Raw genomic sequence first — 18039 nt, 5'->3', positions numbered from 1 at the left:
TCGATGCGCAAGAGGTCGCCCGGTGTCGCCGGACGGCGATACGTTGGGGCCCATGACTGCTCGGGAATACGACGTGATCGTGATCGGCGCGGGGCCGGTCGGAGAGAATGTGGCCGACCGCACCGTGCAGGGGGGCCTGTCGACGGTGATCGTCGAGAGCGAGCTCGTCGGCGGCGAGTGCTCGTACTGGGCGTGCATCCCGTCCAAGGCGATGCTGCGGCCCGGGGCGGCGCTGCGCGCCGTGCGCGACGTTCAGGGGGCGGCGTCCGCCGTCACCGGCGAGCTGGACGCGGCGGCGGTGCTCGCGCGCCGTGACACGTTCGTCCACGACTGGGACGACACGTCGCAGGTCGAGTGGCTGCAGGGGGCCGGCATCGACCTCGTGCGCGGCCACGGGCGGCTCACCGGTGAGCGCGAGGTGACGGTGACCGGCCAGGACGGCGCCGAGACCGTGCTCAGGGCGCGCCACGCGGTGGCGGTGTCGACGGGCTCGGCCGCGCTGCTGCCTGACATCCCCGGCCTGCGTGAGGTGCAGCCGTGGACGAGCCGCGAGGCGACAGGGATGCGCGAGGTGCCGGCATCCCTCGCGATCCTCGGCGGCGGCGTCGTGGGCAGCGAGATGGCGACGCTCTTCACGTCACTCGGCATCCCGGTGACCGTCGTCGCGCGTTCGGGGCTGCTGCGTGGCGTGGAGCCGTTCGCCGGCGAGGCCGTGGCGAAGGCGCTGACGGATGCCGGCGCCGACGTCCGCACCGGCGTCGAGATCGAGCGCGCCGCACGCGACGCCGGCGGCGACATCGTGCTGACGCTCTCCGACGGTGCCGAGGTGCGCGCCGCCGAGGTGCTCGTCGCGACCGGCCGGGTCCCCCGCACGGCCGACCTCGGACTGGACTCCGTGGGCCTCACGCCGGGGGCATGGCTCGACGTCGACGACACCCTGCGCGTGCGGGGCGTCGACTGGCTGTACGCGGTCGGCGACGTCAACCATCGTGCGCTGCTGACCCACCAGGGCAAGTACCAGGCTCGGGCAGCGGGCGATGTGATCGCCGCCCGCGCGCGGGACGGTGCGGTCGACGACGGACCGTGGGGCGCACACGTCGCGACGGCCGATCACTCCGCCGTGCCCCAGGTGGTCTTCACCGACCCTGAGGTCGCCGCCGTCGGTCACACCGAGGCATCGGCCGAGAAGGCGGGCCTGCAGGTGAGGGTGCTGGACTACGACCTGTCGTGGGTCGCCGGGGCCAGCGAGGTCGCCGACCACTACCGGGGGCAGGCGCGGGCGATCGTCGACGAGGAGCGCCGCGTGCTGGTGGGTGCGACGTTCGTCGGACAGGACGTGGGCGAGCTGCTGCACGCCGCGACGATCGCGATCGTGGGCGAGGTTCCGATCGACCGGCTGTGGCACGCGGTGCCGTCGTACCCGACCATCAGCGAGGTGTGGCTGCGCTGGCTCGAGGCGTACGGCCGCTGAGGCCGGCACTTCGGTCGAGGTGAGGGCGGCCTCGCGGACGTTCGGTGTCCGCGTTGTCCGCCACCCTGGGCGCGCGCCGGATCGTCCGGCGCCCGAAACCAGGAGATCACCATGACCGTTCTCATCACAGGCGCCACGGGGGCCGTCGGCCGCCCGCTCGTCGACGCGTTGATCTCGCGCGGCGAGTCCGTGCGGGCGCTGACCCGTGAACCCGACACCGCCGCTCTCCCGCCCGGTGTCGAGGTCGTGCGCGGCGACCTCGGGCGTCCCGGCGGTGTCGACGCCGGTGTCTTCGCAGACGTCGATCGCGCGTTCGTCTTCCCCGCGCTCCCCGCAGAGGGGGTGGAGGCGTTCGTCTCGGATGCGGCGGCCGCGGGTGTCGAGCGGTTCGTGGTCCTGTCATCGCTGGCCGCTGCCCAGGAGTTCGCTCGGGATCGCGGCTCGGCGAGCCAGGTGCACCACAGCGCGATCGAAGCGGCGATCACCGGGCGATCCGGGGCCTGGACGATCCTGCGGCCGGGGACGTTCGCGAACAATCTGCTGTCGTGGGCGTGGCCGATCAAGGCGGGTGCGCCGATCCGCGCGCCGTTCGCGCGCTCCTCGCAGGCGCCGATCCACGAGGCCGACGTCGCGGATGCCGCCGCTGCCGCACTGACGAGCGACCGCTGGCTGGGGCAGGCGATCCCGCTCTCGGGGCCGCAGTCGCTCACGCGTGAGCAGCAGGTCGCGGCGATCGGCGCCGGCATCGGACGGGACCTCCACCTGGAAGAGATCACGCCTGGCGAGTTCCGCGACGATGTGGCCGCCTTCCTCCCGGCGGACATCATCGCGATGCTCCTGGACTACTGGCGCGACACGGTCGACGTGCCCGACACGGTGCGACCAGGGATCCGCGAGCTCACGGGGCGGCCAGGGCGCACGCTCGAGGAGTGGGCGCGGGACCACCGCGCCGACTTCGGGGTCCTCGAGCCGGCGGCCGGATGACCGCCGCCGGGGCGGGTGAGGGATGCCGCGGCCCCGGGGCGGCGGCATCCACTCGCCTCAGCGCGAGGCGCTGATCACTTCGGGTCGTTCCACGACCAGATGTCGTCGCCGCGGAGCGTCGCGTCGGCGCCGCCGTCGTCGTAGATCGTCTGGCCGGCCATGTGCGTGTTGGCGGGGCTCGTGAGCCACACCAGCAGCTCGGCGATCGACGACGCCGGCTGGTGGTGGTTGAGCGGCATGGGCACGGCCGCGTCGACCATCGCCGCGCCCTCGGGCGTCGCGAGCAGATCCGCCGTCATCGGGGTGACGACGGTGCCGGGGGCGACGGCGTTGAGCGGGATGCCCGAGCCTGCCCAGTCCGGCGAGATCGAGGTGCGGCGCACCCAGCGCGAGAGGGCGCGCTTCGACGACGGGTAGTTGAGGTAGCCGAGCTCGGGGCCCTGCGCGGCGAGCTCCTCGCCGCGGGCGACCGCCGACGCCTCGTCTCCGGCGAGTGCCGCCTCGACGAGCGCCGCGTCGACGGGCTGCAGGGACGCCATCGACGACACGACGGCCGCGCGGGGGGCCTCCGATGCGCGCAGTGCGGGCAGCAGCGCGGTCAGCAGCTCGGTCACGCCGAAGTAGTTGATCGACATGGTCTTGCCGATCGGCGCCGAGATGCCCGCGCAGGCGATCACGCCGTCGATGACACCGCCGGTCTTGTCGATCGCCTGGGCCGCGGCATCCGCCCGCCCGTCGGGGGTGGACAGGTCGGCGTCGATCTCGGCGCCGCGCAGGTCGATCCCGATGACGGTCTCGCCGCGGCTGCGCAGCAGCTCGGCGGTGGCGGCGCCGATTCCGGATGCGGAACCGGTGACGACGTAGGTGCGGGGCATGTCAGTCTCCTTCTGTGGGCGACGGGGTCGCCGTCGCGCGGGGCCGCGGGTGGGCGGCGGGTGCTTCTCGGGCGGGGTCCGCGGAAGTCACGGGCGTCGGCGACTCGATGAGGAGCCCCTCGACGAAGCGGTGCAGCAGGCGGCCGAAGTCGTCGACCTCGGTGGGGGCCCAGTCCGCCAGGGCGTGGTCGACCATGTCGTGACCGGCGGTCACGAGCCGCCGGTAGGCGTCGCGGCCGCGGGGCGTGAAGGTCACGGTGGCGCCCCGGCCGTCCCCGGGGTGGGCGCGCCGCGTCACCAGGTCGTCGGCGATCAGCCGCGCGGCGAGCTTCGACATCGTCGGGCGGCTGATGTTCAGCTCGTCGGCGAGCGACCCGGGGCGTGCGGTGCCGCCGTGCAGGCCGAGCGTGTAGACGGCGCGGATCTCGGTGGGGTCCAGCGCCACGCCGACGCCTCGGGCGATGCGTTCCTGCACGCTGCTCGACGACCACCGCGACATGAGTCGCGTGAGCGAGGAGAGCAGGTCGGCGCGGGGTGCGGCATCCATGCGTCGAGTCTACGCCGGTAATTGCCTGAGGCAACCAAATCATCGATGGCACTTGCCTGCCGATATATCGCTATGTATCGTCGGGCTATCGGTAGGCACTCGTCAGGAGGTCGTCATGAGCGGTACGTATCCAGGTTTCGGACCCCGCCATCGGGGCAGCGCCGGCCAGGGCATCCCCGGAGGGCTCTTCGACGCGATGGACCAGCTGCGCGAGGCCTTCGAGCAGCGCTTCTCACCGCGCGTCGGTCGCGGTGACGTGCGCGCGGCCGTGCTGGCGGTCCTCGCGGAACAGCCCATGCACGGGTATCAGATCATCCACGAGATCGAGGAGCGCAGCGGAGGCGCATGGAAGCCGAGCCCCGGCTCGGTGTATCCCACGCTGCAGCTGCTCGCCGATGAGGGACTCGTGATCGCCGAGGAGTCCGGCGGCAAGAAGACCTACTCGCTCACCGACGCGGGACGCGCCGAGGCCGAGGCGGGCGAGGAGCGCACCGCACCCTGGGAGGCGTTCGGCACCCACGAGTCGGGCCGCGCCACAGCGCTTCCCAAGGCGGGGGCGAAGCTCGCGCAGGCCGCGGCCCAGGTCGCCCGCGGCGGGACGCCCGAGCAGGTGGCGCAGGCGGTCGACGTGCTCGACGAGGCGCGGCGTAGGCTCTACTCCATCCTCGCTCAGGACTGAGGGGTGCCGGCGGAACCCGTCGGCGACGGGGGAGCGCGATCGGCGACGCGGGCACGCGGGATCCAGGAGAGTTCGATGGCAGACGCCGGGAACACCCGCGCCCGCTACCGGCGGATCCTGCGATTCGCCGCGCGCTACATGGTGCAGGCGTGGTGGTTCGAACTGGTGCTGCCGCGCTTCGGCCTGAGCACCCTCGCCGCGCGCAACCGGCCCAGACGCCTGCAGCACGCCGCACAGCGGTTCCGCGTGCTGGCGGTGTCGCTCGGCGGCCTCATGATCAAGGTCGGGCAGTTCCTCTCGTCCCGGCTCGACGTGCTGCCGCCCGAGATCACCTCGGAGCTGGAGGGTCTGCAGGACGAGGTGCCGCCGGTGGCGTTCCCCGCGATCCGGACGCTGGCCGAGGCCGAGCTCGGCAGACCCCTGGAACAGGCGTTCGCGTGGGTCGACGAGACTCCGGTGGCCGCGGCATCCCTCGGCCAGGCGCATCGTGCGCGGCTGAACGCGGAGGATGCTGCCGACGCAGGCTTCACGGATGTCGTGGTGAAAGTGCAGCGCCCCGGCATCGACGCCATCGTCGACGTCGACCTGGCGGCCCTGCGGCGCGTCGCGGCGTGGCTCAGCCGGGTGCGGGTCGTGCGCGAGCACGTGGACCTCCCCGCCCTCGTCGAGGAGTTCGCGGTGACGAGCCGCGACGAGATCGACTACCTGCTCGAGGCCCGGAACGCCGCACGCTTCGCCGAGAACTTCGCGGGCGACGATCGCGTGACGGTCCCCGAGGTCGCCTGGGAGCGCACGACGCGTCGCGTGCTGGTGCTGGCCGATGTGACGGCGATCAAGATCACGGATGTGGACGGGCTCCGCGCGGCCGGCATCGAACCCGCGGCGGTGGCCACGGAGTTCGCCAATGTCATGTTCGACCAGCTGTTCGTCGACGGCTACTTCCACGCCGATCCTCACCCCGGCAACATCTTCGTCACCCCCGCTCCGCCGGGGTCGGCCCCGGGCGCGCGGGCGTGGCGGCTGACGTTCGTCGACTTCGGGATGATGGGCCAGGTGCCGGACAGCCTCCGCACCGGCCTGCAGCAGCTGATCATCGCGGTCGCCGCCCGCGATAGCAAGAAGATGGTGGCGAGCATCCGAGAGGTCGGTGCGCTGCTGCCCTCGGCAGACACGAGGGAGCTCGAGCGCGCCATGACGGCGCTGTTCTCGCGCTTCGGCGGCATGGGGTTCGCCGAGCTCCAGAAGGTCGACCCGCGGGAGTTCCAGGACTTCGCGACAGAGTTCGGCGATGTCGTGCGATCGCTGCCCTTCCAGCTGCCCGAGAACTTCCTGCTCATCGTGCGCGCCATCTCGCTCACGAGCGGCGTGTGCAGCGCGCTGGACCCCGCCTTCAACGTGTGGGACGCCGTCGAGCCCTACGCCGATCAGCTGCTGCGCGACCAGAGCGGCAACCTGGTGCAGGGGTTCGCGCGTGAGGCCGTGTCGGTCGCCGGCGTCGTGGCGCGGCTGCCGCGGCGCCTGGACGAGATGGTGTCGCAGATCGTCGACGGCAAGCTCGTCGCGGACGTCCCGAAACTCGACCAGAAGCTGCGGAGGCTGGAGCGGATGGGCCGGCGGGCCGTGTCGGCCGTGCTCTTCGCCGGCCTGCTGATCAGCGGCGCCGTGTTGCGCTCACAGGACCTCGTGATCGGCACGGTGCTCATGATCGTGTCGGTGCTGCCACTGCTGCACACGCTGTTCTCGGGATTCCTGCGCCGCCCCGGCGAGTGAGTATCGGGGCGCTGTAACGGCTGCGCGCGCGTCGCACAACCCCGTCACCGCACGCCGTCGCCCCGGCTAGCGTGCCGGGCATGGACAACGAGCAGCGAGATCAGTACACGTTCCTCAACCCCGCAGACCTGTACTCCGGCTTCGCCCCCGAGACGCAGCACCAGCCCGAGCCCGGCCTGGATGCCGAGCTGGAGCCGAAGGCGGATCTCGGTGAGAAGACCTACCGCGGCACCGGGCGCCTGGCCCCGGCGTACGTCTTCCTCGCGTCGCCTGAGTCCAGCTACGTCGCGGGCGCGACGATCGCGGTCACGGGAGGATCGCCGACGCCGTGAGGCGCTCGGGCCTAGACTTCGAGCCCTGACGCCCGCGAGCGGGCGGGGCATGAGCGGAAGGATCCGGATGCAACTGGGAATGGTGGGCCTCGGCCGCATGGGCGGCAACATCGTCCGGCGCCTGATGCGTGACGGGCACGAATGCGTCGTGTACGACGTGAACGCCGATGCCGTGAACGGCCTCGCCGGCGAAGGGGCTGTCGGCGCGGCGAGCCTCGCCGATCTCGCGGCCAAGCTCCGAGCGCCCCGGGCGGTGTGGCTCATGATCCCCGCCGGCATCACCGGAACCGTGGTCGATCAGGTCGCCGCGGTGCTCGAGCCGGGCGACATCATCGTCGACGGCGGCAACTCGAACTACCGCGATGACGTCCGTCGCGCCGCCGCACTGCGGGACACCGGCATCCACTACGTCGATGTGGGAACGAGCGGCGGCGTCTTCGGCCTGGAGCGCGGCTACTGCCTGATGGTCGGCGGGCCGGACGAGGCGTTCGACCGTCTCGAGCCGGTCCTGCGGACGATCGCGCCCGGCAGCGGCGACGTCGAGCGCACGCCCGGGCGCACCGGCGACGCGGCGCCGGAGGAGCTCGGCTATCTGCACTGCGGCCCGTCGGGCGCGGGGCACTTCGTGAAGATGGTGCACAACGGCATCGAGTACGGCGTGATGGCTGCCCTCGCCGAAGGGCTGAACATCCTCGAGCACGCGGACGCGGGAGTGCAGGAGGCGGAGCACTCCGCGGAGGTCGCGCCCCTCGAAGAGCCCGAGTTCTACCGATTCACCATCGACACCCCGAAGGTGGCCGAACTGTGGCGGCGCGGCTCGGTGATCTCGTCGTGGCTGCTCGACCTCACGGCTGCGGCGCTCCAGGACAACCCCACGCTCGAGGGTCTCGCCGGGCGAGTGTCGGATTCCGGCGAGGGGCGCTGGACGGTGAAGGCCGCCGTCGACACCGGGGTGCCCGCGCCCGTGCTGGCGGCATCCCTCTTCGAGAGATTCGCCTCACGCGGCGAAGATCACTTCGCGAACCAGGTGCTGTCGGCCATGCGGCTGCAGTTCGGCGGCCATCAGGAGCTCCCCGCGGGCGACGTGCTGGAGGCCGGCGCGCGCAAGGCCGAATCCTCCAGCGGCGGCCAGTCTCGCTCGTCCGACGCCGTCGGCTGAGACAGACGCCGGCCGCACCCGTGCGGGTGCGGCCGGCGTCCGGCGTGCGGTGGAGACGGCGTCAGCGGGGGACATCCTCGCGCCAGGCGCCGGTCTCGCGCGGCGCGTTCTCGATGAACTCCTTGAAGTTCTCGAGGTCCTTCTTGACCGCGTGCGATCCGGCGCCGACGAGCGAGCCCAGCTTCTCGAGTGCGTCCGTGGGCTCCCAGTCGATCTGCACCGCCACACGGCAGCTGGTGTCGCTGAGCTTGTGGAAGGTCACCACTCCGGCGTGGGTGGTGTCACCGCCGGTGCTGCGCCACGCGACCCGCTCGTCCGGGTGCTGCTCGGTGATCTCGGCGTCGAACTCGCGCTCGAACGGCCCCACCTTCACCTTCCAGTGGTTGTGCGTGTCGTCGAGCTGCGTGATCGACACGACCTCGTCGAGGAACTTCGGGAAGCTCTCGAACTGGGTCCACTGGTTGTAGGCCATGGTGACGGGCACGTCGACGTCGATGGTCTCGATGATCTGGGTCATGCCTCCAGCGTGCGCGCAGGCGGTCCGCCTGTGCACCGGGTTGACGAAGCGCGTGCGGCGGTCTAGGACCGCCCGACTGTTCGGGTCAGGGCCTGCCGTACGACGCGGCGACCGGGCAGTCGAACGGGTCGCGCGCAGCCAGGCCGACCCGGTTGAGGTACGCGATCACGATGCCGTACGAACGCCACAGCGTCGTCTCGGCATACGGCACGCCGAGCGCGCGGCAGTGGTCGATGACGATCGCGCGCGCCTGTGCGAGGTGCGGGCGCGCCATGCTGGGGAACAGGTGATGCTCGATCTGGTAGTTGAGCCCGCCCATGAGCCAGGTCGCCCACCAGCCGCCCGACACGTTGCGCGACGTGCGGACCTGCTTGCTGAAGAAGTCGAGCTTCGCGTCGTGTGCGATGACCGGCATGCCCTTGTGGTTGGGCGCGAACGACGCGCCCATGTAGACGCCGAACACCGCAAGCTGCACGCCGAGGAACGCGAAGGCCATGCCGAGGGGGAGGAACACGAACACGGGCGTCCAGACGAGGGTGAACCGCACCGCCAGCAGGCCCAGTTCGACGAAGCGTCCCTTGACGGGCCCGCGGCCGAACAGATGCCGGAAGGCGAGGAAGTGCAGGTTGAGACCCTCGAACGTGAGGAGCGGGAAGAAGAGCCAGCCCTGGCGTCCGGTGATAAGACGCTGCAGCCCGCGCGCCCGTGCGGCGTCGGACTCGAGGAACGAGATGGTGTCGACCTCGATGTCGGGGTCTTTGCCGACCCGATTGGGATTGCCGTGATGGCGGGTGTGCTTGTGCGCCCACCACGAATAGCTCATGCCGACCACCCCGTTGCCCAGCAGCCGGGCGAGCCGGTCGTTGGCGGGTCCTGAAGCGAGGATCTGCCGGTGCGCGGCCTCGTGCGAGAGGAACGCCACCTGGGTGAACAGCACGCCGAGCGCGGCGGCGATGAGCAGCTGGTACCAGGTGTCGCCCAGCAGGATGAAGCCGGTGATGGCCCCGCCGAAGGCGAGGGCGAGGACCAGTCCCACGGTGGCGTAGAACCAGGGAGTGCGCTGCATGAGTCCGGTCTCGCGCACGACCTGCGCGACATCGGTGTAGGCGCGGGTCAGCGGCGGGAACTCCTTCGTGCCTGCGTAGGTCTGACGGACGGGGCCGAGCCTGGGCTCGAGGGTGAGCGAAGAGATGGGTGCACCTGGATTCCGATCGGGACCGCGTTGGCCGTGAAGCCAAAGGCAGATGCCGATCGCTGGTGCCAGGCTACGTGCCGCCGCATGTCGGCGGCGGAATACGCGGCGGCTTCCCAGGCGATCATCGGCCGGGACCGAGGGAACGGTCCCGGCCGATGCAGGATCAGAGCGGCCGGATGTTCGCGGCCTGCATGCCCTTGGGGCCGCGCTCCGCGTCGAATTCGACCTTCTGGTCTTCGCGGAGCTCCTTGAAGCCGTCGCCGGCGATCGCACTGAAGTGCGCGAAGATGTCGGCCGTGCCGTCATCGGGGGCGATGAAGCCATAGCCCTTCTCGGAGTTGAACCATTTCACGGTGCCAGTGGCCATCGTGTCTTTCCTCTTGTTGTGTGGGCCGCGTGTGCGGCCGCGGGTACCGCTCCGACGTGTGCGGAGCGGACGCTGATGACGCACGACATGCGTGCGCGAGAGCGGGCTGGTGGGGATGGATGCCGCGACGGCGCGCGCGGCGTCCTCGCGGGCGGCGTGCACGCCGAGGTGCTCGCCGCGGGCGCCGTGGGCTTCGATGCCCGCCGGCGTGACGCAGACGAAGCCCGCGTACTCGCCGGCGGACGTCGCGACGTGGACGTCGTGGTCGGCTTGGCGCCAGTCGAGCGGGGGATGAAGCGGAAGTGGTGAAGGGGTGACGAACGTCAAGAGAGCCTTTGTGCGGACGAGACAGAGCGTGCTCGTGCGAGGGAGTCGAAGGAAGGATGCGACCGCGGTGGCGGTGAGGCGTCGAGCGCTCTGTTCTCCACAGTGAGGCAGAGGAAAGGATATCGACGCGGCGGCCCGATCGGGCGTCGTCCACCTTAGCACGGCGACCTCCGAACACAGTGGATGCCGCGACCCGATGGGTCGCGGCATCCACTCGTCGTCCGGTGCTACGCCGTCGCGTCGGCGCGCTTGGGCAGGACCCAGCCCGCGCGCGGGAAGTGGCACGTGTACCCGTTGGGGTAGCGGATCAGGTAGTCCTGGTGCTCCGGCTCGGCCTCCCAGAACGGGCCCTCGGGCTCGATCGTGGTGACGGCCTTGCCCGGCCACAGGCCGGAGGCATCCACGTCGGCGATCGTGTCGCGCGCGACGTCGGCCTGCTCGGGCGAGAGCGGGAAGATCGCCGAGCGGTAGCTCGTGCCGATGTCGTTGCCCTGGCGGTTCAGGGTCGACGGGTCGTGGATCTGGAAGAAGAACGCCAGGATGTCGCGGTACGAGGTCTGCGTGGGGTCGAAGACGATCTCGACGGCCTCGGCGTGGCCGGGGTGCCGCTGGTAGGTCGCGTGGGCGTTCTCTCCGCCGGTGTAGCCGACGCGCGTCGACAGCACGCCGGGCTGGCGGCGGATGAGGTCCTCCATGCCCCAGAAACAGCCGCCGGCGAGGACGGCCGTCTCGGTGCCGGGGGTGCGGGTGATCTCTCCGGTGTCGAAAGGTCCGCTGGTCATGAGGGGTTCTCCTGGTTCTCGGGTGTCTGGTCGCTGGGCGTGTCGAAGCGGTCGAGGTAGGCGCCGTAGCCCTCGTCGTCGAGCGACGAGACGGGCACGAAGCGCAGCGCGGCCGAGTTCATGCAGTATCTCAGGCCGCCGGCATCCCGTGGGCCGTCCGGGAAGACGTGACCGAGGTGACTGTCGGCGCCCGCCGAGCGCACCTCGGTGCGGGGCATGAACAGTGACCGGTCCTTCTTCGTGGTCACCGCGTCGGGGTCGATGGGGCGGGTGAAGCTGGGCCATCCGGTCCCGCTGTCGTACTTGTCGGTCGACGAGAAGAGCGGCTGGCCCGAGACCACGTCGACGTAGATGCCGGCCTCGTGGTTGTTCCAGTACTCGTTGCGGAACGGCGGCTCGGTGCCGTCGCTCTGCGTGACGCGGTACTGCGCGTCGGTGAGGCGGCTGAGCGCCTCGGGGGTCTTGCGGTAGTCGTTGTTCACGATTCCTCCTGGATCGACGCGGCTGGCTGCGGCGTCATGAAGAAGAACGGATGCCTCGGCTGTTTTGGTCCCGCGAACCTGGGACCGGGCTGTGAGTTCTCGGGCCCGTTACCCAAACCCGTGCCGGATCTCAAGAGCCTGGCGTCCGCCGCCGTGCCGACCGCAGACTCGCCGCATGGTCTTCGTCGGCTTTCACGCATCCCATGAGCAGATCCCGCCCAGCGCGCTCCTGGAGGATGTCCGGCGCGCCGAGGCCGCGGGATTCGACGGCGCGATGTGCTCGGACCACCTCGCCCCCTGGAACCCGCGGCAGGGCGAGTCCGGCTTCGCGTTCAGCTGGCTGGGCGCGGCGCTCGCGCGCACCGAGTTCTCGATCGGCATGGTCAACGCGCCGGGGCAGCGGTACCACCCGGTGATCGTCGCCCAGGCCCTCGCGACGCTGGAGGAGATGTTCCCCGGCCGGTTCTGGGCCGCGCTCGGCAGCGGCGAGGCCATGAACGAGCACGTGACCGGCGAGCCGTGGCCTCCCAAGCGCGTCCGCAACGCGCGGCTGGCCGAGAGCGTCGACGTGATCCGGCGGCTGTTCGCCGGTGAGGAGGTGTCGCACGACGGCCTGGTCACCGTGCACCGCGCACGGCTGTGGACCAGGCCGGCGGCCCCGCCGCCGCTGCTCGCGACCGCCGTCAGCGCCGAGACGGCGGGCTGGGCCGCGCTGTGGGCCGATGGGCTCACGACCGTCGCCCAGGCGCCCGACGCCCTGGAGCGCGTGGTCGACGCCTACCGTTCGCAGGACGGCACAGGCCCGTGCGTCCTGCAGGTGCACGTCAGCCTCGCCGACACGGATGCCGCGGCCTATGCGATCGCGAAGGACCAGTGGCGCAACGGTCTCGTCACCCCGCCCCTGGCATGGGACCTGGAGCAGCCCGAGGACTTCGACGCTGCGGTGGGAGAGGTGGACGAGGAGAAGCTGAGGGATGCCGTCCTGATCGAGTCCGATCCGGCCGTCCTCGCCGAGCGGATCGCCGCTCTCGCACGGATCGGCTTCGACCGCGTGTACGTCCACCACGTCGGTCATGACCAGGACGAGTTTCTCGACGCCGCGGCCCGCGGCATCCTTCCCCGACTCGCGGAGGCACGATGAAGATCACCGACACGAGCGACCTGTGGTTCAAGAGCGCCATCGTCTACTGCCTCGACGTCGAGACCTATCTCGACTCGGACGGCGACGGCGCCGGCGACCTGCAGGGACTGGCGCAGCGGATCGACTACCTCGCCCAGCTCGGCGTGACCTGCCTGTGGCTGATGCCGTTCTCGCCGACCCCCGATCGTGACGACGGATACGACATCACCGACTACTACGGCGTGGATCCCCGGCTCGGCACGCACGGCGACTTCGTCGAGGTGATCCGCACCGCGCGCGATCGCGGGATGCGCGTCATCGTGGACCTCGTCGTCAACCACACCTCGGACCGGCACCCCTGGTTCCGGAAGGCACGGCGCAGCCGGAACTCGCCGTATCGGGACTTCTACATCTGGCGCGACGATCCGCCGCCCGAGGGGCAGAAGAACCCCGTCTTCCCCGGTGAGGCGGACGGCATCTGGACCAAGGACGAGGCGTCCGGTCAGTGGTACCAGCACAGCTTCTACGAGCACCAGCCGGACCTCAACATCGCCAACCCCGCGGTGCGCGACGAACTCGCGCGCGTGATCGGGTTCTGGCTGCAGCTGGGGGTGTCGGGCTTCCGGGTGGACGCGGTGCCGTTCCTCCTCGAGATGCCGCCGGGGGCCGAGGTGCGTGATCCGCACGAGCTGCTGCGCGACTTCCGCCGCTTCCTGCAGCGTCGATCCAGCGAGGCCGTGCTGCTCGGCGAGGTGAACCTGCCGTACGAGCAGCAGGTGCAGTTCTTCGGCGGCGAGGACGTGAACGAACTGACCATGCAGTTCGACTTCGTGGCGATGCAGGCGCTCTATCTTTCGCTCGCACGGCACGACCCCGCCCCGCTCGTCACGGCGCTGACGTCGCGGCCGGCGCTGCCGCCCGACGTCCAGTGGGCGAACTTCCTGCGCAACCACGACGAGCTCACCCTCGACAAGCTGACCGACGCCGAGCGCGAGGAGGTGTTCGAGGCCTTCGCGCCGGACGAGCGGCAGCGCGTGTACGGCCGCGGCATCACCCGTCGCCTGCCCCCGATGCTCGGAGACCCGCGGCGCATCCGCATGGCCTACAGCCTGCTGTTCACCCTGCCGGGGACGCCCGTGCTGTTCTACGGGGAAGAGATCGGGATGGGCGAGAACATCGAGGTGCCCGGCCGCAGCGCCGTGCGCACGCCGATGCAGTGGACGGCCGACCGCAACGGCGGGTTCTCGGTGGCGCCGCCCTCGCGGCTGGTCGCGCAGCCCCCGGGCGACGGTTACGCGCCCGAGCACGTCAACGTCGCCGCGCAGATCGAGGACCGCGGGTCGCTGCTGCACTTCTTCCGCGACCTCGTCTCGCGGTACCGCATCTCACCCGAGCTCGGCTGGGGGGAGTTCGAGGTGATCGATCAGCCGACGACAGCGGTGCTCGTCCACTCGCTGCGGGCCGACATCGGCCGGATGGTCGCGATCCACAACTTCGACGGGGTGCCCGCCACGATCCGGTTCGCCCTCGACGACGAGCCCGAGGGCGCGTGCCTCGTCGATCTTCTCGGCTCCGAACGCATCGCGCTCGACGAGCGCGGCCGGGTCGAGATCGAGGTGCCCGCGTACGGCTACCGCTGGCTGCGGGTCTCGCGTCCGGGCGACGGCCGGATGTCGTGAGGCGCTGCCCGCGGCATCCCGGAGCGCCAGCGTGCCCGAGCTCAGCCTGATCCGAGCTCGCCGCTGAGGCGGCCGTGGAATGCGGCCGATGCGTCGGTCATGCCCTCCAGCTCGACCGTGATGCCGCGCTGGGCGTACTTCGTGACGATGGCGTCGAGCGCGGCCACAGTCGAGGCGTCCCACACGTGCGTGCGCGACAGGTCGATCACGACGTGCGCCGGGTCCGTGGAGTACGCGAACTGCGTGGTGAGGTCGTTGCTCGAGGCGAAGAACAGCTCCCCGTCGACTCGGTAGCGCGCGGTGTCGCTCTCGACCGTGCGGGCCACGGTCGTGAAATGAGCCACCCGACGGGCGAACAGCACCATCGCGGCGAGCACCCCGAGGATCACGCCGACGGCGAGGTTGTGCGTCCATACCGTGGCGACGACGGTGACGAGCATGACGGCGGTCTCGCTCAGCGGCATGCGGCGCAGCGTCGACGGGCGGATGCTGTGCCAGTCGAACGTCATCGCCGACACCACGATCATGACGGCGACGAGCGCCGCCATCGGGATGAGCCCCACGATGTCGCCCAGGGCGACGACGAGCACCAGCACCCACACGCCGGCGAGCAGGGTCGAGATGCGCGTGCGGCCGCCCGAGGTCTTGACGTTGATCATCGTCTGGCCGATCATCGCGCAGCCGCCGGTGCCGCCGAAGAACGCCGACACCACGTTCGCGACGCCGAGTCCCCACGCCTCGCGCGTCTTGCGCGAGTGGGTGTCGGTGAGCTCGTCCACGAGCTTGGCGGTCATGAGCGATTCGAGCAGGCCCACCAGCGCCGCCGCGAAGGCGAACGGGGCGACGATCTGCAGCGTCTCCCAGGTGAGGGGCACGTGGGGGATCAGCAGTTCGGGCAGGCTCCGCGGCAGCTCGCCCTGATCGGCGACATCCGGCACCGAGACGCCGAAGACGACGACCGCGGTCGTGAGCAGCACGATCGCGATGAGCGGTGCCGGGACGGCACGGGTGATGCGCGGCCACAGGAGCAGGATGCCCAGGCCCGCCGCGACCAGGACGTAGACGGCCCACGGCACGTCGATGAGCTGCGGCACCTGCGAGAGGAAGATGAGGATCGCGAGGGCGTTGACGAAGCCGACCATGACGCTGCGCGGGATGAAGCGCATGAGGCGGGCGACGCCCAGGACCGCGAAGAGCACCTGGATCAGCCCGGCGAGCGCGATCGTGACGATGAGGTAGTCCGAGCCGTACTCGCGCGCGACGGGGGCGATGACGAGGGCGACGGCGCCCGCGGCGGCGGTGATCATCGCCGGGCGCCCGCCCGTGAAGGCGATCACGACCGCGAGCACGAACGACGAGAACAGGCCGATGCGCGGGTCGACGCCCGCGACCACCGAGAACGCGATGGCCTCGGGGATCAGCGCGAGCGCCGTGACCAGCCCTGCGAGCACTTCGCGCGTCAGCAGGCGCGGGCTGCGCAGTGCCTGCAGGACGGTCGGGGTGATGCGGTAGCGGTCGGCGGATTCGGCGTTGGCGGCGGACACGGGGGCTCCTGTCGGGTGCGCACCGTTGCGCCGCAGAGAGATGGAAGGGGGATGCCGCGACCCGCGCGGCCTCCACGACTCTAGCTGGCTCCGATAAGGGACGGCCCCGCGGTGCGTCAAGGGGGTGTTCGGCCACGCAGGGCCCTCCGTACAGTCGGTCGGGTGGTGGACCGAGCCCGCGCCCAGCCCGACCACTCGGGTTTTCGCGCCGACATCCAGGGACTGCGTGCGATCGCGGTCGGGGCGGTGCTGCTCTATCACGCCGGGGTCCCATTCCTCCCGGGCGGCTACGTCGGCGTCGACGTCTTCTTCGTCATCTCGGGCTTCCTGATCACGACGCATCTGCTGCAGCAGCTGCAGCAGCACGGACGGCTGCGCTTCGGTACGTTCTATGCGCGCCGCGCGCGGCGCATCCTGCCGGCCGCCTTCGTGGTGCTGGCGCTCACGGTGGCGGCGGCGCTCGTCTGGTATCCGCCACTGCTCATGAAGGACGTGTGGGCGGCGGCCGTCGCCACCGCGCTGTACGTGCCGAACTACTTCTTCGCACTCGCCGACTCGGACTACCTCGCCGAGTCGTCCAACCCGTCGCTGTTCCAGCACTACTGGTCGCTGGGCGTCGAAGAGCAGTTCTACCTGCTCTGGCCGGCGCTGCTGGCGCTGGTGTGGGCCGTCGTGCGCACACGGCGCGCGCTCGTCGTCACGCTCGCCGTCGTAGTGGCCCTCTCGTTCGCCTGGTGCGTGTGGCTGACCGGGACGGCGCAGCCGTGGGCGTTCTTCTCGCTGCCCTCGCGGGCCTGGGAGCTGGGCGTCGGCGGGCTCACCGCTGCGCTGCTGCAGCACCGACGACGACTCGGCGGCGAACGCTGGGCCGCGATCGTCGGGTGGGCGGGGATCGCCGCGGTGGCGGCATCCACTGTGCTCTTCTCGTCCGACACCACCTTCCCCGGGGTGGCCGCCGCACTGCCGGTGCTGGGCACCGCGGCGGTCATCGCCGCCGGCGAGACCCGCGGCGGGCCGACCCGCCTGCTGTCGACGCGCGCGATGGTTCTGGTCGGCACGATCTCGTACTCGCTGTACCTCGTCCACTGGCCGGCGCTCGTGCTTCCCGGCGCCGTCGTCCCCGGACCGCTGCCGCTGTGGGCGACGCTGCTGATCGCCGCCGCCTGCGTGCCCGCCGCCTGGCTGCTGTACCGCTTCGTCGAGGATCCCGTGCGCCGCGCCCCCGTGCTGACCATGCGGCGGGCGCGTGTCACGCTCGTCGGCGCGCTCGCCGGGTCGCTCGCGTGCCTGGGCATCGCGAGCGGCGCGTACGCGGTCGCCGACACGAGGGCGCTGCACGCCGAACGCGCCGCCGAGGGCACCGTCATCACCCAGCTCCCGAGCGGCACGGAGTTCGTGCCCGACAACCTCGCGCCGGACCTGCGCGACGCCCGCGAGAGCCTCCCCGCCGTCTACGACGACGGCTGCATGCGCGGGATCGCGGCCACCGACGCCCGCGGCTGCCGCTACGGCGACGAGGGTGCGCCGGTCATCCTGCTCTTCGGCGACTCGCACGCGGCGCAGTGGTTCCCGGCGCTGCAGCGCTTCGCGGCCTCGGCCGGGTACGCGATCGAGGTGCAGACGAAGAGCTCGTGTCCCGCCGCCGACATCGAGTCGCTGCGCCGCGGCGCCCCCTACCCGCAGTGCCCGATCTGGCGCGACGCGGTCATCGATCGCATCAACGCCGATCCGCCCGCGCTCGTGCTCGTGGCCACCTATACCGGCGCGCAGCTCGCGCCGGGGGTCGAGGACGACGCCGAAACCTGGGATGCGGCACTCGGCCGCACCCTCGACGCCCTGCACGCCCCGACCGCCGTGATCGCCGACACCCCGGACCTGCGCGAGGACCCTGCACCGTGCCTGTCGGCGCACCTGTCGGACGCCGAGGCATGCGGGCGAGCTCGCACGGTCGCCCTGGCCGGCCCCGGCCGCGACGCCGAGCGGACGGCCACCGCCGAGCGCGGCATCCCTCTCCTCGACCTCAACGGCTACCTGTGCGACGCGGACCAGTGCCCGCCCATCCTCGGCAACACGCTCGTCTACCGCGACTCGCACCACCTGACCGCCGCGATCAGCGCCGACTTGTCCGGCGTGCTCGGAGACGCGCTGCGGCCCGTCCTCGCCCGGCCGGGACCCTGACGCCGACGCGACGCCGGCCGGGCCTCGGCGC

At 71.3% G+C, this 18039-nt stretch carries 17 protein-coding genes; 9 read left to right on the top strand and 8 right to left on the bottom strand.

Features of this window, described 5'->3' with window-relative positions; translation table 11 throughout:
* Nucleotides 1–52: 52 nt before the first annotated feature.
* Both FB391_RS17460 and FB391_RS17455 read left to right on the top strand, forming a co-directional pair.
* Nucleotides 53–1471 (top strand): dihydrolipoyl dehydrogenase family protein, encoded by a 1419-nt coding sequence (locus tag FB391_RS17460; protein WP_141896373.1) that lies wholly within the window; start codon nucleotides 53–55, stop codon nucleotides 1469–1471.
* A 111-nt stretch (nucleotides 1472–1582) separates the two neighbouring features.
* Nucleotides 1583–2455 carry an NAD(P)H-binding protein gene (locus FB391_RS17455; protein WP_141896372.1) on the top strand — a complete coding sequence of 291 codons (873 nt, stop codon included), beginning with the start codon at nucleotides 1583–1585 and terminating at the stop codon, nucleotides 2453–2455.
* 74 nt (nucleotides 2456–2529) lie between these two features.
* Here the strand turns inward: FB391_RS17455 and FB391_RS17450 are convergent, their stop codons facing one another.
* Both FB391_RS17450 and FB391_RS17445 read right to left on the bottom strand, forming a co-directional pair.
* The gene (locus FB391_RS17450; protein WP_141896371.1) at nucleotides 2530–3330 is read right to left on the bottom strand and encodes an SDR family oxidoreductase; all 801 of its coding nucleotides are present in this window, start codon (nucleotides 3328–3330) and stop codon (nucleotides 2530–2532) included.
* Between the two features lies 1 nt (nucleotide 3331).
* A complete protein-coding gene (locus FB391_RS17445) occupies nucleotides 3332–3877 on the bottom strand; it encodes a MarR family winged helix-turn-helix transcriptional regulator (RefSeq protein WP_141896370.1) in 546 nt (181 codons plus the stop codon).
* A gap of 115 nt (nucleotides 3878–3992) precedes the next feature.
* On the opposite strand from FB391_RS17445, the gene FB391_RS17440 reads away from it, so the two are divergent.
* From FB391_RS17440 to gnd, 4 genes are all read left to right on the top strand, one after another.
* The gene (locus FB391_RS17440) at nucleotides 3993–4556 is read left to right on the top strand and encodes a PadR family transcriptional regulator (RefSeq protein ID WP_141896369.1); all 564 of its coding nucleotides are present in this window, start codon (nucleotides 3993–3995) and stop codon (nucleotides 4554–4556) included.
* 75 nt (nucleotides 4557–4631) lie between these two features.
* Nucleotides 4632–6326, top strand: coding sequence for an ABC1 kinase family protein (locus FB391_RS17435; protein WP_141896368.1), 1695 nt, complete (start codon nucleotides 4632–4634; stop codon nucleotides 6324–6326).
* 80 nt (nucleotides 6327–6406) lie between these two features.
* Nucleotides 6407–6658 carry a hypothetical protein gene (locus FB391_RS20210; protein ID WP_425462965.1) on the top strand — a complete coding sequence of 84 codons (252 nt, stop codon included), beginning with the start codon at nucleotides 6407–6409 and terminating at the stop codon, nucleotides 6656–6658.
* A 67-nt stretch (nucleotides 6659–6725) separates the two neighbouring features.
* Complete coding sequence (gene gnd, locus FB391_RS17425) at nucleotides 6726–7817, top strand: phosphogluconate dehydrogenase (NAD(+)-dependent, decarboxylating) (RefSeq protein ID WP_141896367.1); 1092 nt, start codon at nucleotides 6726–6728, stop codon at nucleotides 7815–7817.
* 61 nt (nucleotides 7818–7878) lie between these two features.
* Here the strand turns inward: gnd and FB391_RS17420 are convergent, their stop codons facing one another.
* From FB391_RS17420 to msrB, 5 genes are all read right to left on the bottom strand, one after another.
* Nucleotides 7879–8334, bottom strand: a complete 456-nt coding sequence (locus tag FB391_RS17420) for an SRPBCC family protein (protein WP_141896366.1) — start codon at nucleotides 8332–8334, stop codon at nucleotides 7879–7881.
* Between the two features lie 85 nt (nucleotides 8335–8419).
* Nucleotides 8420–9400 carry a fatty acid desaturase family protein gene (locus tag FB391_RS17415; protein ID WP_425462964.1) on the bottom strand — a complete coding sequence of 327 codons (981 nt, stop codon included), beginning with the start codon at nucleotides 9398–9400 and terminating at the stop codon, nucleotides 8420–8422.
* Between the two features lie 292 nt (nucleotides 9401–9692).
* The gene (locus FB391_RS17410; protein ID WP_141896550.1) at nucleotides 9693–9896 is read right to left on the bottom strand and encodes a cold-shock protein; all 204 of its coding nucleotides are present in this window, start codon (nucleotides 9894–9896) and stop codon (nucleotides 9693–9695) included.
* Nucleotides 9897–10450: 554 nt separating this feature from the next.
* Nucleotides 10451–11005 (bottom strand): peptide-methionine (S)-S-oxide reductase MsrA, encoded by a 555-nt coding sequence (gene msrA, locus FB391_RS17405; protein ID WP_141896365.1) that lies wholly within the window; start codon nucleotides 11003–11005, stop codon nucleotides 10451–10453.
* Complete coding sequence (gene msrB, locus FB391_RS17400) at nucleotides 11002–11487, bottom strand: peptide-methionine (R)-S-oxide reductase MsrB (protein WP_141896364.1); 486 nt, start codon at nucleotides 11485–11487, stop codon at nucleotides 11002–11004. The genes msrA and msrB overlap by 4 nt, the downstream gene beginning before the upstream one ends.
* A gap of 175 nt (nucleotides 11488–11662) precedes the next feature.
* On the opposite strand from msrB, the gene FB391_RS17395 reads away from it, so the two are divergent.
* Nucleotides 11663–12628: a TIGR03885 family FMN-dependent LLM class oxidoreductase gene (locus tag FB391_RS17395; protein WP_141896363.1), complete on the top strand. Its 966-nt coding sequence runs from the start codon at nucleotides 11663–11665 to the stop codon at nucleotides 12626–12628.
* Nucleotides 12625–14286, top strand: a complete 1662-nt coding sequence (locus tag FB391_RS17390) for an alpha-amylase family protein (RefSeq protein ID WP_141896362.1) — start codon at nucleotides 12625–12627, stop codon at nucleotides 14284–14286. The genes FB391_RS17395 and FB391_RS17390 overlap by 4 nt, the downstream gene beginning before the upstream one ends.
* A 41-nt stretch (nucleotides 14287–14327) precedes the next feature.
* Here FB391_RS17390 and FB391_RS17385 read toward each other — a convergent pair whose 3' ends face one another.
* On the bottom strand, nucleotides 14328–15830 hold the full coding sequence (locus tag FB391_RS17385) for a SulP family inorganic anion transporter (RefSeq protein ID WP_141896361.1): 1503 nt from the start codon (nucleotides 15828–15830) through the stop codon (nucleotides 14328–14330).
* A gap of 162 nt (nucleotides 15831–15992) precedes the next feature.
* Between FB391_RS17385 and FB391_RS17380 the strand changes: the two genes are divergently transcribed.
* Nucleotides 15993–18008 carry an acyltransferase family protein gene (locus tag FB391_RS17380; protein ID WP_246093596.1) on the top strand — a complete coding sequence of 672 codons (2016 nt, stop codon included), beginning with the start codon at nucleotides 15993–15995 and terminating at the stop codon, nucleotides 18006–18008.
* The last annotated feature ends 31 nt before the right edge of the window (nucleotides 18009–18039 follow it).

The sequence above is a fragment of the Microbacterium kyungheense genome (assembly GCF_006783905.1).
Lineage (GTDB): Bacteria > Actinomycetota > Actinomycetes > Actinomycetales > Microbacteriaceae > Microbacterium > Microbacterium kyungheense.
The sequence above is the reverse complement of the archived record's forward strand: the minus strand, read 5'-3'. Positions and strand labels throughout refer to the sequence as shown.